The sequence below is a fragment of the Streptomyces populi genome, assembly GCF_002911015.1.
Taxonomy (GTDB): domain Bacteria; phylum Actinomycetota; class Actinomycetes; order Streptomycetales; family Streptomycetaceae; genus Streptomyces; species Streptomyces populi.
In genome coordinates this window covers 1-15212 of sequence record NZ_KZ626905.1, presented here as the reverse complement: position 1 = coordinate 15212, position 15212 = coordinate 1, and the positions used below count along the sequence as shown (strand labels likewise).

9 protein-coding genes are annotated in these 15212 nt (G+C 68.3%); 2 read left to right on the top strand and 7 right to left on the bottom strand.

Features of this window, described 5'->3' with window-relative positions; genetic code table 11:
* Positions 1–11: 11 nt before the first annotated feature.
* The 3 genes from CW362_RS27940 to CW362_RS27930 all read right to left on the bottom strand — a co-directional run bounded on the left by CW362_RS27940 (position 12) and on the right by CW362_RS27930 (position 6559).
* Positions 12–1727, bottom strand: coding sequence for a protein kinase family protein (locus CW362_RS27940; RefSeq protein ID WP_103552376.1), 1716 nt, complete (start codon positions 1725–1727; stop codon positions 12–14).
* Between the two features lie 118 nt (positions 1728–1845).
* Positions 1846–4089: a murein biosynthesis integral membrane protein MurJ gene (gene murJ, locus CW362_RS27935; RefSeq protein ID WP_103552375.1), complete on the bottom strand. Its 2244-nt coding sequence runs from the start codon at positions 4087–4089 to the stop codon at positions 1846–1848.
* 46 nt (positions 4090–4135) lie between these two features.
* Positions 4136–6559, bottom strand: coding sequence for a DUF6049 family protein (locus CW362_RS27930; protein WP_103552374.1), 2424 nt, complete (start codon positions 6557–6559; stop codon positions 4136–4138).
* 222 nt (positions 6560–6781) lie between these two features.
* On the opposite strand from CW362_RS27930, the gene CW362_RS27925 reads away from it, so the two are divergent.
* Positions 6782–8248, top strand: coding sequence for a CCA tRNA nucleotidyltransferase (locus CW362_RS27925; protein WP_103552373.1), 1467 nt, complete (start codon positions 6782–6784; stop codon positions 8246–8248).
* Between the two features lie 99 nt (positions 8249–8347).
* Here CW362_RS27925 and CW362_RS27920 read toward each other — a convergent pair whose 3' ends face one another.
* The 4 genes from CW362_RS27920 to CW362_RS27905 form a co-directional block, all read right to left on the bottom strand.
* Positions 8348–8842, bottom strand: coding sequence for an LppU/SCO3897 family protein (locus CW362_RS27920; protein WP_103552372.1), 495 nt, complete (start codon positions 8840–8842; stop codon positions 8348–8350).
* A gap of 113 nt (positions 8843–8955) precedes the next feature.
* Positions 8956–10218 carry an MFS transporter gene (locus CW362_RS27915; protein WP_103552371.1) on the bottom strand — a complete coding sequence of 421 codons (1263 nt, stop codon included), beginning with the start codon at positions 10216–10218 and terminating at the stop codon, positions 8956–8958.
* A gap of 78 nt (positions 10219–10296) precedes the next feature.
* Positions 10297–11379: an inositol-3-phosphate synthase gene (locus CW362_RS27910; protein ID WP_103552370.1), complete on the bottom strand. Its 1083-nt coding sequence runs from the start codon at positions 11377–11379 to the stop codon at positions 10297–10299.
* Positions 11380–11423: 44 nt separating this feature from the next.
* Positions 11424–12107 carry a PadR family transcriptional regulator gene (locus CW362_RS27905; protein ID WP_103552369.1) on the bottom strand — a complete coding sequence of 228 codons (684 nt, stop codon included), beginning with the start codon at positions 12105–12107 and terminating at the stop codon, positions 11424–11426.
* 373 nt (positions 12108–12480) lie between these two features.
* Here CW362_RS27905 and CW362_RS27900 point away from each other — a divergent pair, with 373 nt between their 5' ends.
* Entirely contained in the window at positions 12481–15210 is a 2730-nt protein-coding gene (locus tag CW362_RS27900; RefSeq protein WP_103552368.1) for a transglycosylase domain-containing protein, read from the top strand.
* Positions 15211–15212 lie beyond the last annotated feature (2 nt).

The window sequence follows — 15212 nt, the reverse complement described above, 5'->3', positions numbered from 1 at the left end:
GTCGACGAGTGTCAGCCGGTGAACTTCACATCCGTGATCGCCTGCTTCCAGCCTGCGCCGCTGTAGCCGTCGCTGGGAGCGTTCGGCACATCGGTGAGCCACAGCAGCACGTACTGCGTCTTCACGGACTTGGACGCCTTCAGGTTCAGGGTGGTGCCGCTCGTGGTGGCGGTGCCGATCTCCTTCATGCCGTCGACGGACGTCGTGGGCGACAGCGCGCCGGCGGCGTACAGGTGGATCGTGGTGTGATCACCCGCGTAGCGAAGTCCTATCGAGGCGTTCTTGAGCGACTGGGCCGAACCCAGGTTGTAGACAATGCCCACACCGGGCTTGTACGGCGCCAGCTTGGGTCCAGCGGTGTACGTCTTGGTTCGCCAGAACGTGGTGCTGTTGCCGTCGAAGGTCTTGTCCACGTCGTCGGCAGCCTGAAGAGAGCCTTCGACCGCGTACTCCTGGGCGCCCTTGATCGCGATCGGCCTGACAGGCGCGGGCTTGGTGTCGCCCTTCTCGTTGCCGTCCGTCGTCTGGGTCTTCTTGGTGTCGTCGGACTTGTCGTGGTCCATGAGCGCGTCTGCGAGCTGCCAACTGCCGAGGCCCAGGGCGGCGATGAGGAGAGCCGAGACGGCCCACTTCAAGGCTGTGCCCGTACGGCTCTGCAGCGGAGGCGGCGGGGTCGGCAAGGGCTGGGTGGCGCCCGGACGGGGCGCCTGACGGCCGTACGTGCCCTGCTGGTACGTCGTGCGCTGGTACTCGGGCGGTGCGGTGAACGCGGGCTCCGGCGGGCGGATGCGGGGCATCTCGCCGATCGCCTTCACGAGCTCCTCCGGCGTGGTGCACGGGGACTCGTGGCGGGAGGCGGTCGCGCCGTCGTTGGCGAGCGCGCGCATGGCGAGCTCCGACAGGCCCCGGTGCACACCGGCCCGCACCTGGTCGGGTGCGATGAGACCGACGCCCTTGGGCAGCCCCGAGAGGCCGTAGGCGTCGTTCTCGTACGGCCAGCGCTGAGTGAGGGCGGCGTACAGGAGTGCGCCGATCGCTTCCGTGTCGGTGCGCTGCGGGGTGTCCGAACTGATGCCGCGCAGGGCCGCGTTCACGGCGAGCCCGCGGATGCGCCACTGACCGGTGGACGTGCGCAGCACGGCGCCCGGAGTCAGCTTGAGATGGGCGAGGCCCTCACGGTGCGCGGCGGCCATGGCCCCCGACACCTGACTGACCATCTGGTAGGCCTCGTGCACCTCGAGGGGACCCGAAGCGAGCAGGGCGGTGAGTTCCGTGGCGTCCGGCAGCCACTCGTGCACCACGTAGACGAGGTCGTTCTCCTCGACCGCGTCCAGGACCTGGACGAACCGGGGATCACCCAGCAGGGCGGAGGAACGGGCCGCCGCCAGTACCGAGCGGGCACGCGGATGATCGGCGGGCAGCAGGTGCACCCCGACGGCACGGCGAAGTTTCTCGTCCATCGCGCGCCAACTGCTGAAACCGTCCAGTCGGGTGACGCACTCTTCGAGGCGGTAACGCCTGGCGAGTTTGTGCCCGCTGTGCAGTTCGGGCGGTGAGGCCTTTCCGGGACTCTCGGTCCCGCCGCTCCCCTGTGCCTCTTCGCTGTCCGTTTCCCGCTCCCGGTTATGGGCCACCCCGTCGGACGTGGTCTGGTCCGCCTTGGCGGTCAGCGGTTCGTCACCGCTGTTGTCTGCCACGTCGACGGCAGCCGTGCTCCGTTCCGCCACCGTCGTCCCTGCCTCCCCATCCATTGCGCGCTGTCCGACGCAGAAACCAATTGTGCCCACAGTCCGACGCTATGCACGACACACGGCGACGGACGATGGTTGTGCGCCTGCCCCCGCTTCAGCGCCCCAGGCGCCCGCGGACCATTCCGACCATTGAGTTGAGTTCCTCGATGCGCATCTTGCGCGCGGCGACGTAGAAGACGCCGAGCAGAGCGATCGACCCGACGACGAGCGCCGCGATCGAACCGATCGCGCCGTGGCCGAGGAACCGGGTGATCGCGAAGCCTACGGTGCCGCCCACCACGGCGCCAGGGACGGAGGCCAGGCAGAGACGCGCGTACGTGCGCAGCACGCGGGCTCCGTCCAGATCGCCGCCCAGCCGCTTGCTCAGCCGCTGCCAGGCCACTCCGACGCCCACGGCGTACGCCAGTCCGTACGCGCCGGCCATGCCGACGACCGCCCACTGCGCGGGCAGGACCAGGTAGCAGACGGCCGAGGCGGCCGCGTTGACGGCGGCCACGATGACCGTGTTGTAGAAGGGGGTGCGGGTGTCTTCGTAGGCGTAGAAGCCGCGCAGGACCACGTACTGCACCGAGAACGGGATCAGGCCGAGGGCGAAGGCCATGAGGACGTAGCCCTGGGACTCGGCGGACTGGATGCCGCTGGAGCCGAAGAGCAGGGTGCACATGGGGATGCCCAGGGCGAGGAACATGAAGGCCACCGGGACGATCGCGACCGCCGAGGTCCGCAGGCCCTGCGAGATGTCGTCACGGACGGCTCCCGGGTCTCCGTCGTGGGCCGCCCGCGAGATCCGCGGAAGCATGGCCGCCATGACGGAGACCGTGATGATCGCCTGCGGCATGCCCCAGATCAGCTGGGCGTTGGCGTAGGCCATGATGCCCGCGCCGTTCTTGCCCGAGGCCTTGCCCGCGGCCGTGGCCAGCTGCGTGACGACGAGGACGCCGGCCTGGTTGGCGAGAACGAAGAGCACGGTCCACTTGGCGAGCTTGATGGCCTTGCCGAGGCCGTGGCCCCTCCAGTCGAAGCGCGGACGGAACCGGAAGCCGGCCTCGCGCAGGTACGGGACCATCGCCATGGCCTGCACGACCAGGCCGAGCAGGGTGCCGATGCCCAGCAGGCGGACGCCGTCCGGCGGGATGTTGGTCACCGTCATCCCGGAGTGGCGGGCGGTGCCGTAGACCCAGAGGAACATGCCGAACGTGAAGATCATGACGATGTTGTTCAGGACCGGGGTCCACATCATCGCGCCGAACTTCCCGCGGGCGTTGAGGATCTGTCCCATGACCACGTGCACGCCCATGAAGAAGATCGTGGGCAGGCAGTACCGGGCGAAGGTGACCGCCACGTTGTTGGCTGCGGGGTCGTCCGCGATGGACGACGACATCAGCTGGATCAGCAGCGGCGCGATGAAGACCGCGGCGGTGACGATCACACCGAGGGCCACCATGACGAGCGTCAGCAGGCGGTTGGCGTACGCCTCGCCCCCGTCGTCGTCCTCCTTCATGGAGCGCACCAGCTGGGGCACGAAGACCGAGTTGAGGCCGCCGCCGACGGTCAGGATGTAGATCATCGTCGGCAGGGTGTACGCGACGGTCCAGGCGTCACCGAGTGTCGCCGCGCCCAGTGCCGCTGTGATGATCATGGTCCGGACGAAGCCGGTGAGACGGGACACCAGCGTGCCCGCCGCCATCACGGCGCTCGACTTCAGCAAGCCGGAAGCACGGCCGCCGGACTTCGCCGGAGCGGCCGCGGGCGGCTGGGCGTCGGCCGGAGCCGGCTCGGGGGCCGGTGCCGGGACCGCCGGAGAGCCGGAGGAGCCGTAGGACTGGCGGACGCCGCCCTGCTGCTGATCGCGGAAGAGGTGGGCGAAGGCGTCGGGCTCATGCTGTTCCTCGCCGGCCTGGGTGACCAGATCGTCCACACCCACGTACTGGGTGGTCCGGGCGTCGTCCCCGTACGGCAGGTGGCGCGTCGGCCCGGACGGCTCCGGAGGCGGCGTCTGGGCCCACAGCCGCGGGTCGGGTGCGTACTGCGACGCGGGCGGCTGTGCGTACAGCGGCTGCTGGGGGGCGTACGTCCCGGGAGCCGGCGGAGGGTGCGCGGCACGGTCGTAGAGCGCCTCCGACACCGGGTCCTGGGCGGAGAGGTCCTGAGCCCGGTACGGATCCTGGTCGTAGGCGTCCTGGAGGTACATGTCCGCGGGAGATCCCGGCGGCATCTGAGCGGTCTCCGGCGTGCCCTCGGGGTGGCCGGGGCGGCCCGCGTCCCGGTCCGGGTAGTCCTCGGGGTAGCCCGAGGATCCCGCGCCCTGGCCGCGGTCACCGTCGTACGGCGCGTTCATGGTTACCCCACCTCATCGTCCCCGGGCCCACCGGCCACGACATCGCTCAACGGTCCACTCTCTCACCCGTGCCGGACGGGTCGGCGTTTTCCGGTGCGGTGTCCGGTGACGGGTCACTCGGCTGCTCCGGGTCGTCTGCCCCGGACTCCGGTTCGGAAGCCCGTTCGGGGCCCGCCTCGGAGTCTTCGGTGGAGTCAGTGTCCACGGTGCCTTCCGCGTCCTTGCTCCCGCCCCCTGTCTCGGGGCTGTTCTCCGCGTCCTCCTCGGCCTGCCGGGCCGCCGCGCGCTTACGCTGCGTGTACATCCGGAAACCGGCGAGTACGAGAAGCAGGACGCCGCCGCCGATGACGAGCATCACCGTCGAGGTGATCTCGGTGACCTTCACCTCGAAGGGAACAGGGTCCCCGTACGGCTGTCCGTCCTCCGTGTAGAGCTGGGCGACCACCTGCACCGGACCGTTGGCCTTGGTGGATGTCGTGAACTTGACCGACTGGCTGTGCTCGCCCGCGACCTGGATCCGCTGCTCGTCGTAGGGGGCATCGCCGATCTTGAGACGGGTGGGCTGCTGTGAGGTGAGGCGCAGCACCAGATGGCCGACACCCTGCACGAGGTTGTTCTGGACCGTCACGGGGATCGTGGCGCTGCGCCCGGACAGCTTCGCGTCCGACTTCTGGATGAGGTGCACCAGACCCATGAGCCCGTCGAGGTACGTCTCCACCCCCTGCCGGAAGTCCGCCGCCTCCGCGGGCCGGCCGCGCCAGGACGCCGACATCCCCCGGTCTATGGCCAGACCGAACGGGGTGACCACCCGGGACTCTTCAGTGAGGATCATCCGGAACTTGTCGAGCTTGGCCTGGGTCGCCTGGATCCTCTCGAACGCCGATCGCGGCAGTTCCCGGTGGCGCAGCGCCGACGGGTACGAGGACGTGGGCGGCACCGTCGTGGTGGCGCCGGGATCCGGCTTGGCCTTGGCGGCCTCGGTCAGCCCCTGGGACTGCGACCAGTTCCCCTGCTGGAGCGCGCGCAGCCCCTCGGCCATGGACTGTGCCTGGCTCGCCGTGGGCGTGCGCTGCGGGGCGACGACGATGCTGCGCTCGTTCTTCGACTCCTGCAGGTTGATCATCAGGCTCTGTGCGAGGAACTTCTGGACGGCGAGCGTCGAGTCGTCCGCCTTCAGCATGTCGCCCTGGAACGCGGTCGACAGCCGTTCGTCCGCGACCACCGCCGTCGTTCCGCCGCCGATGGGGCGGGCGGCGCTGGGCGTGTAGGACAGACCGCCCGTCTCGCGCAGGCTGTCGCTGCGGGCGATCACCTTGTCCGCGCCGGCCGATGTCGCCACCTTGATGATCGAGGGGTCCACCGCGCCGTCCGCGGGCCACGCGAACTCCGTGCTCGGTTTCACGTGCACGATCGTGTCCACTGTGCGGACCGCCATGTCGGTGGCGTCCTTGAGGTGGCTCAGGGAACCGGTGACGTCCTTGCCGTGGTGGGCCAGCGATGCGAGGTCGGGGTCGGCGAAAGGGAGGGCGACGACGCTCTGGCCCTGGACCGTCTTCTCCAGCTTGTCGAGCCAGGCGTTGGCCACCGCCTGGTTCTTCCCGGCGACGGTCGTGCCGTTCTCCTGCTGGATCCGGTAGCCGCCCCTCATCGCGTCGACGGAGGCCAGCAGGTCCGGGTCGAGCACCCAGGTGACGTCGAGCTGGCTGCCCAGCGACAGGAGCTGGTCCAGGCGCCCGCCCGGGGAGATCTCCTCGGCCAGGTCGTCGTTCTTGAAGACGGGTGTCTGCTGGGCGTCCGAACCGGTCTCCGCCGTGAGGTGGACGGTGGAGACGAGCGGCCAGAGGTACGTCGTCCGCGTCTTCGTTTCGGCGGCCTCGGGCTGCCAGGGCAGGAACGTCCGCTCGATGCCGAGGACCTGGTCCCACTGCTGAGAGGCGGTCCGGCCCGTGAGCGACACACCGAGCGGGTAGACCCCGGCGGAGCCGAGGTCGAGGTCCTTGGCGGGCACCGAGATGCTGAAGCGCTGCGAGCTGCCCGCGTCGAGCCTGGTGACCTTCACGACGTACTTGCCACCGACCTCCAGCGGGTCGAGGCCCGGCTGGAAGCCGGTGCGCCTGGCGACGGTGTCGATGGCGGTGCGGGTGTTCAGGGGGGACGGACCCACGCGGATGCCCACGTGGGCGTCCGTGACCGTCTGCTTGCCCGTGTTGGTGACCGAGCCCGAGACCGTGATCGTGTCGCCGTCGGTGGGGGCGCTGGGGCTCAGCGAGTCGAGGTTCACGTCCACCGGGCCGGACGACCCCGCGGCGGTGGCCGCGGAAGCCTTCTCGGCGGCCTGGGAGGGCGTGCTCAAGGGCAGCTGGAGCAGCCCGGCCAGCAGCGGCGCCCCGGCGAGCAGTGCACCGCCGCGCCGGAGCCACCGGCGGGCAGGTGAGGGACTGGTCCCTTGGAAGTCTGCCGCCTCGGCCACGCGCTCGCCCGTCCCTCGTCGTCGTCAGTGGTCGTCGGAATGTGCGTCCACGCATGGTAACGAGGTGCGCTGAGAGTAAGTGCCACGGAGTGGTCCGCAAGATCGGGCATGAGCGCCGACTGTCCTGTATGTGCGCGTATTCTGCCCTGCGAAAAGATGTCGGGCAGGTGTGGGATTTATCCAGGCGCTCCCCGCCGCCCCGGCCACGTACCCTTTTCTGTTGTGCCGAACGCCAATGAAGACAATTCCAGTGCCCTGAGCCAGGTGCAGCGCCGCGCGGTGAGCGAACTGCTGCGGGTGTCCCCTGTCGCCGATGAGCTCGCCCGCCGTTTCCAGGAGGCCGGGTTCTCTCTCGCCCTGGTCGGCGGCTCGGTCCGGGACGCACTCCTCGGCCGGCTCGGCAACGACCTGGACTTCACGACGGACGCCCGGCCCGAGGACGTACTGAAGATCGTCCGGCCCTGGGCGGACGCGCTCTGGGAGGTCGGGATCGCCTTCGGCACGGTCGGGGCGCAGAAGGACGCCCGCGTGGGCGACGTGGAGCAGTCGTTCCAGATCGAGATCACGACGTACCGCTCCGAGGCGTACGACCGGACCTCGCGCAAGCCGGAGGTCTCCTACGGCGACTCCATCGAGGAAGACCTCGTGCGCCGCGACTTCACGGTGAACGCGATGGCCGTCGCGCTGCCGGAGAAGGAGTTCATCGACCCCTACGGCGGCCTGGACGACCTGGCCGCCCGTGTTCTGCGTACTCCTGGCACCCCGGAGGCGTCCTTCTCCGACGACCCGCTGCGGATGATGCGCGCCGCGCGGTTCGCCGCGCAGCTCGACTTCGAGGTGGCACCCGAGGTCGTCGCGGCCATGACGGACATGGCCGGGCGTATCGAGATCGTCTCCGCGGAGCGTGTGAGGGACGAACTGAACAAGCTGATCAAGTCCGCCCACCCGCGCAAGGGCCTGACGCTGCTCGTGGAGACGGGGCTCGCCGAGCACGTGCTCCCCGAGCTCCCCGCGCTGCGGCTGGAGCGTGACGAGCACCACCGGCACAAGGACGTCTACGAACACACGCTGATCGTTCTGGAGCAGGCGATGGCGCTGGAGGAGGACGGGCCCGATCTGACGCTCAGGCTCGCCGCACTGCTCCATGACATCGGCAAGCCGCGGACGCGCCGCTTCGAGCAGGACGGGCGGGTCTCCTTCCACCACCACGAGATGGTGGGCGCCAAGATGACCAAGAAGCGGATGACGGCGCTCAAATACTCGAATGATCTCGTCAAGGACGTCTCGCGTCTGGTCGAACTGCATCTGCGCTTCCACGGGTACGGCACCGGCGAGTGGACGGACTCCGCCGTCCGCCGCTATGTGCGCGACGCGGGGCCGCTCCTCGACCGTCTCCACAAGCTGACCCGCTCCGACTGCACCACACGCAACAAGCGCAAGGCGACCGCGCTCTCCCGTGCCTACGACGGGCTGGAGGAACGCATCGCCCAGCTCAAGGAGCAGGAAGAGCTCGACGCGATCCGGCCCGACCTCGACGGCAACGAGATCATGGAGATCCTGGGCATCGGCCCCGGTCCCGCGATCGGCCAGGCCTACAAGTTCCTGCTGGAGCTGCGCCTGGAGAACGGGCCGATGGAACATGACGCCGCGGTGGCGGCGCTCAAGGAGTGGTGGACCGAGCAGGGCTGAGCGGTCGGCCCTGCGTCGATGTTTCACGTGAAACACCGGTGCGGGGCTATGCGAAGGGGCGGTGTTTCACGTGAAACACCGCCCCTTTCCGCAGCTGCTTTACTTCGAGTAGTCCTTCAGGCAGAGCAGGAAGTCGCTGCCGTCGCCGCTCTCGGTGTACGAGTACTGGAAGTCCTTGGCCTTCTCCTCGCACTTGCTGTCCGCGGCGGCCGAGGTGAACGAGCCCTCGACCTTGGCCAGCACGATGTACTGCGCGTTGGACGAGCTGCACTCGACGACCTCGAGGTCGGGATTGGTGCTGCTGCTGTTGCCACGGTGCATGCAGTCGCCGACCGCCGCCGTGTTGGCGTCGTCGCGGCTGGCTATGTAGCCACCGATGACCGCGACGGCCACCACGACGACGGTAACGACGTTCTTGACCAGCTTGAAGGTGATCTTGCGCTTCGGCTGCGCCGGCGGGACCGGGGCGTAACCTGCGGTCGGCTGCTGCGGGTATCCCTGCGGGGGCTGACCCTGTGCGAAGGGGTTGCCACCCTGGGGCGGCTGCCCCTGCGCGTAGGGGTTCTGGCTCTGGGGCGGCGGCGGAGTTGTCACTGGGGGTCCCCCTGGAACGTAGGTGCGTGACACGAAAGTAAGACGCACGTAAGTTATCTGGCCCCTGTGACAACGCAGTAGTCAGAAGTGGCTCTGTAGCCCTGATGTGACACTTACTGAAGCTCAAAGCGGGTCATAGCAACCGCAATTGATGCGTAGACCGCCGCCACGGTGAGGACCAGGGAAACGGACCGCCCGTCAGGAGGCAGCATCAGGGCGGCCACTGCGGCCGCTCCGACGAAGGCGACGTTGAACAGGACGTCGTAGAGGGAGAAGACCCGGCCGCGAAAACCGTCGTCCACGGCGGACTGCACGATGGTGTCCGTGGCGATCTTCGCGCCCTGTGTGGTCACGCCCAGAATGAAGGCGGCGCCCAGTGTGGGCCCGGGGGTGAACGGAAGGCAGAGCGCGGGGACCAGGACCGCGGCGGCGCCGGCGCAGACGGCGATCCACCGGCCCGGGCCCAGTCGTCCGGCCGCTCCGGGGGTCACCACGGCCGCGACGAAGAAGCCGGCTCCCGAGACACCCACGGCCAGTCCCAGGAGCGCGAGCCCGCCGTTCGAGCCGGACGCCCACGCGTACCGGCAGAGCATCAGCACCATGACCGTCAGGGCGCCGTAGCAGAAGCGCATCAGGGTCATCGCCATCAGAGCCCAGGCCGCCTCCCGCCGTGGGAGCTCCGCGAGATGGCGTACACCTGCGGCGAGACCTCGTGCGGTGCCGGCGAGCGCCGTGCCCAGGTACGGGCGGACCAGCTCCTGGTCGGGTCCGAGGATCTCCGGGGCGATACGCAGCGAGGCGAGGGCCGCGCCCAGATACAGCGCGGCTCCTACCAGGACCACCGCCGCGTCGGAGTCCGCGACGACCAGCCGCACGGCGAACGCGAGAGCCGCGCCCACGGTGGCCGCGAGGGTTCCGGCGGTCGGGGAGAGCGAGTTGGCCAGCACCAGCCGGTCCGTGTCGACGACACGGGGCAGCGCGGCCGACAGCCCGGCCAGGACGAAGCGGTTGACAGCGGTGACACAGAGAGCGGAGGTGTAGAAGAGCCAGTCGGGTGCCTGGCCCAGCATCAGGACGGCCGTCACGCACGCCAGTACCGCACGCAGCAGATTGCCGTACAGAAAGACCTGCCGCCGCCGCCATCGGTCCAGCAGGACGCCCGCGAAGGGGCCGACGAGGGAGTACGGGAGGAGCAGCACCGCCATCGCGGAGGCGATGGAGGCCGCCGAGGTCTGCTTCTCCGGTGAGAAGACCACGTAGGTGGCCAGCGCGATCTGATAGACGCCGTCGGCACCCTGGGACAGCAGCCGTACCCCGAGCAGGCGTCTGAATCCCCGGAAGCGCAGGAGAACGCGCAGGTCACGCATGACGGCCATGGGGCACAGCCTCACATACGAGGAGGGTCCCCGGGCAGTAAGCCCGGGGACCCTCGACAGCGAGCACGGAAGTGTGCTTTAGCGCTCGACCTCGCCCTTGATGAACTTCTCGACGTTGGCGAAGGCCTCGTCGTCGAAGTACTGGACCGGCGGGGACTTCATGAAGTAGCTCGACGCGGAGAGGATCGGGCCGCCGATGCCGCGGTCCTTGGCGATCTTCGCGGCGCGCAGGGCGTCGATGATGACACCGGCCGAGTTCGGGGAGTCCCAGACCTCGAGCTTGTACTCCAGGTTCAGCGGGACGTCGCCGAAGGCGCGGCCCTCGAGGCGGACGTACGCCCACTTGCGGTCGTCGAGCCAGGCCACGTAGTCCGAGGGACCGATGTGGACGTTCTTCTCGCCCAGCTCGCGGTCGGGGATCTGCGAGGTGACGGCCTGCGTCTTCGAGATCTTCTTGGACTCGAGGCGGTCGCGCTCGAGCATGTTCTTGAAGTCCATGTTGCCGCCGACGTTGAGCTGCATGGTGCGCTCGAGACGGACACCGCGGTCCTCGAACAGCTTCGCCATCACACGGTGCGTGATGGTCGCGCCGACCTGCGACTTGATGTCGTCGCCGACGATCGGGACGCCAGCCTCGGTGAACTTGTCCGCCCACTCCTTGGTGCCGGCGATGAAGACCGGGAGGGCGTTGACGAAGGCGACCTTGGCGTCGATGGCGCACTGGGCGTAGAACTTCGCCGCGTCCTCGGAACCGACGGGCAGGTAGCAGACGAGGACGTCGACCTGCTTGTCCTTGAGGATCTGGACGACGTCGACCGGCGCCTCGGCGGACTCCTCGATGGTCTGGCGGTAGTACTTGCCGAGACCGTCCAGGGTGTGACCGCGCTGGACCGTGATGCCCTTGTTCGGGACGTCGCAGATCTTGATGGTGTTGTTCTCGCTGGCACCGATGGCGTCGGAGAGGTCGAGGCCGACCTTCTTCGCGTCGACGTCGAACGCGGCGACGAACTCGACGTCACCGACGTGGTAGTCGCCGAACTGGACGTGCATCAGGCCGGGCACCTTGGTCGCCGGGTCGGCGTCCTTGTAGTACTCGACGCCCTGAACCAGCGAGGCGGCGCAGTTGCCCACGCCGACGATGGCTACGCGAACCGAACCCATTCCGGTTGCTCCCTGTGTCTATCGGTGAAACCCCGAACGGGGTCTCACGTGGCGGTGTCGTCGGACGGATCCGGCCGGGGGCTGTCCCGGTGCCGGGGCAGGCCGCCCGTCTCTCCAGATGTGTTGTCCTGCTGAGCGGAGCCTTCGAGGCCGGGACGCTTGACGTCCCGTCCGGCCCGCTCGCTCTCGATGAGCTCGTTCAGCCAGCGCACTTCGCGCTCCACGGACTCCATTCCGTGGCGCTGGAGCTCAAGCGTGTAGTCGTCGAGGCGCTCCCGGGTGCGCGCCAGCGAGGCGCGCATCTTCTCGAGGCGCTCCTCCAGACGGCTGCGGCGACCTTCCAGTACGCGCATGCGTACGTCGCGTGACGTCTGCCCGAAGAAGGCGAAGCGAGCCGCGAAGTGCTCGTCCTCGTACGCGTCGGGCCCCGTCTGCGCGAGAAGCTCCTCGAAGTGATCCTTACCTTCCGCCGTCAATCGGTAGACGATCTTGGCGCGACGTCCCGCCAGCGTTGCCGTCAGGGCGTCTTCGGGTGTGGATCCTGTTTCCTCGATCAACCAGCCGTTGGTGACCAGCGTCTTGAGGCAGGGGTAGAGCGTTCCGTAACTGAAGGCACGGAACACACCCAGTGACGTATTGAGTCGTTTGCGCAGCTCATAACCGTGCATCGGGGACTCGCGGAGCAGGCCGAGTACGGCGAACTCGAGGATCCCGGCACGCCGGCTCATCGTCGCCTCCTCCCTGTCGCTGTCTCGTCGGCGTGGTCCTTATGCCGTGCTGATGTATCGACTCGATACATCAGCACGATAGAACGAGCCTGATGATGCGACAAGTGGGAGGAGAGTGAACGGCATCACATCACCGATTCATACGAAGCAAGTTGCCTGATTTGGTATGAACTCTGTGCTAGGTGAGTTTTGGCGGTGCGTACTCTGTGCGGGATGGACACCACCGGGAACCGAGTGACGTCTGAGAACGTCAACGTCTTTGGTGCAGTACGGGTGAATGCGCAATCGACCACATCCGTACTTCGGGGGGACCGGAAACCAGCCGCCGTTTCCAGGCGCGCAAGGGTGCGCCTGCCCGAGGAGTAGTCGTTCGATGAGCGAGCACCGTCGCAAACCGCCGCAGCCGCAGGGCGGCGGACGTGCCGCGGCCCGGCGCGGCCAGCCGCAGGCAGGCCCGTCCGCAGGCCGCCGCGAGGCACCGCGAGACGTCACCGGGTCTCCTTCCGATCCGTACGGTCCGGGAGGTGAAGAGAGCCCGTTCGGCAGCCGTGCCGATGCACGCCGTGCCACGCAGCGCGGAAACACCGGAGGCCGGCGCAGAGCCGCCGACGGCGCGGGCCACGGCGGCTCCGGAGGAGGGGGCGGCCGACGCGGTGGTCCTCAGGGTCCGGGGGGTCCCGGACGTGGCCGAGGCCGCGCTCCCGAGCCCGACAAGAAACGAATCATCGACTACCCGCGCGCGGGCCGGTACGGCGCCGCGCGCTGGGTGCCGTCCTGGAAGCTCGTGACGGGCCTGTTCATCGGCTTCACCGGCAGCCTGGTCGTGGCCGCCGGCGTCGGCTACGCGCTCGTGGGCATTCCGGACATCGGCAAGACCGCCAAGGCGCAGAACAACGTCTACTACTGGGCCGACGGCAGCGAGATGGTCGCCACGGGCGGTGAGACCAACCGCCAGATCATCGGTTACGCCGCGATCCCCAAGGAGATGCGGTGGGCGGTGATGTCGGCGGAGAACAAGACGTTCGAGACCGACAGCGGCGTCGACCCGATGGGCATCGCCCGCGCCTTCGTGAACATGGCCAAGGGCGGCCAGACGCAGGGTGGCTCCACCATCACCCAGCAGTACGTGAAGAACGCGATGCTCGAGGACCAGTCGCAGACGGTCTCCCGCAAGCTCAAGGAGCTCTTCGTCTCGATCAAGGTCGGGGCCAAGGTGCCCAAGGAAGACATCATGGCGGGCTACCTGAACTCCGCGTACTACGGGCGCAACGCCTACGGAATCCAGGCCGCCGCGCACGCGTATTTCGACAAGGACGCCACGAAGCTGAACCCGAGCGAGTGCGCCTTCCTGGCGGCGGTGCTCAAGGGCGCCACGTACTACGACCCCGCCGGCGCCCCGTCGATCGACCCGGTCAACGCCACGCAGGACAAGAACCGCAAGCGCGCCGAGGAGCGCTGGCGCTGGATCCTCGACGAAGAGGTCAAGGACGGCCGTCTGGACGCGGCCACGCGGGCCAAGTACACCAAGTTCCCCGCGATCCAGTCCCCGCGGTCGAACGCCGCGCTGAGCGGGCAGGTCGGTTATCTGGTCGACCTGGTCAACTCGTACCTGGTCAACAACAGCGACAAGACCGGGATCACCGAGACCAAGCTCCGCCAGGGCGGCCTCCAGATCCACACGACCTTCGACAGGAAGAAGGTCGACGCGCTCAAGGCTGCGGTACAGAAGGTGCAGAAGGCCAACATCAAGCCCAAGCTGCGGCCGAAGACCGACAAGTACGTCCAGTTCGGCGGGGCGTCGGTCAACCCGGACAGCGGTGCGATCGAGGCCATCTACGGCGGCGTGGACGCGACCAAGCACTTCACCGACAACGCCGACCAGACCGGTGCCCAGGTGGGTTCGACGTTCAAACCCTTCGTGCTGGCCGCCGCCATGTCCTGGGGCGTCAGGGACCCCGACGGGGACCCGACCCAGGCGCAGGACGAGCGCACCGTCGTCTCGCCGAAGAGCCTGTACAGCGGCAAGAACAAGCTCAAGATCAAGGACTTCGACGGAACCGACTGGACGGACGACAAGGGACAGGAGTGGCTGCAGACGAACGACGGCGGGCAGTCCCTCAACCCGCCGACCTACCAGATCGATCTGCGTGAGGCCATGCGCGAGTCCGTCAACTCGGCCTATGTCCAGCTCGGCATGGACGTGGGCCTGGACAAGGTGAAGGACTCCGTCCTGCGCGCGGGCATCAAGGAGTCCAGCCTCGCCAGCTCCAGGTTCCCCTCGTTCTCCCTGGGCACCTCCTCCCCGAGCGCGATCCGCATGGCCGGGGCGTACGCCACCTTCGCGGCCAGCGGCAAGCAGCGGGACCCGTACTCGGTCGAGAAGGTGACCAGCAAGGACGGCACCGTCTTCCAGCACGACAAGATCGCGAAGGTCGTGGAGGCCTTCACCCCGAAGGTCGCCGACAACGTCACCGACGTCCTGAAGACCGTGGTCGAGAAGGGCACCGGCACCAACGCCCAGTTGCCGGGCCGTGAGGTGGCCGGCAAGACCGGTACGACCGACGGCAACAAGTCGGCCTGGTTCGTCGGGTACACCCCGCAGCTGTCCACGGCGATCGGCATGTACCGCCTGGACGACGACGAGACCAAGAAGAACCGGAAGTTCCTGGAGATGTACGGCACGGGTGGTGAGGAGACCATCCACGGTGCCTCGTTCCCGTCCCAGATCTGGCGGGACTACATGAAGGTGGCCCTCAAGGGGGAGAAGGCAGAACCCTTCCCGGTGCCCGAGGAGATCGGCACGGTCATCAACGAGGCCCCGAGCCCGACGCCGACGCCCTCGGCCACCGAGAGCGCGACCGAGAGCCCGAGCCCGACCCCGAGCGCGACCCTGACGTCTCCCTCGCCGACGCCGACCGAGACCTGCAGGAAGTTCGACTTCAGGTGCAACAACAACGACAACGGCGGGACCGACACGGGCGGGACCGACACCGGTGGTACGGACACCGGCGGTGTGACCACCTCGCCGTCGGCGACGACCAGTACCGGTAGCAACAGAGGAAACGGCAACGGCAACGGAAGCCTCTTCGGAGGCTCCGGCTGACG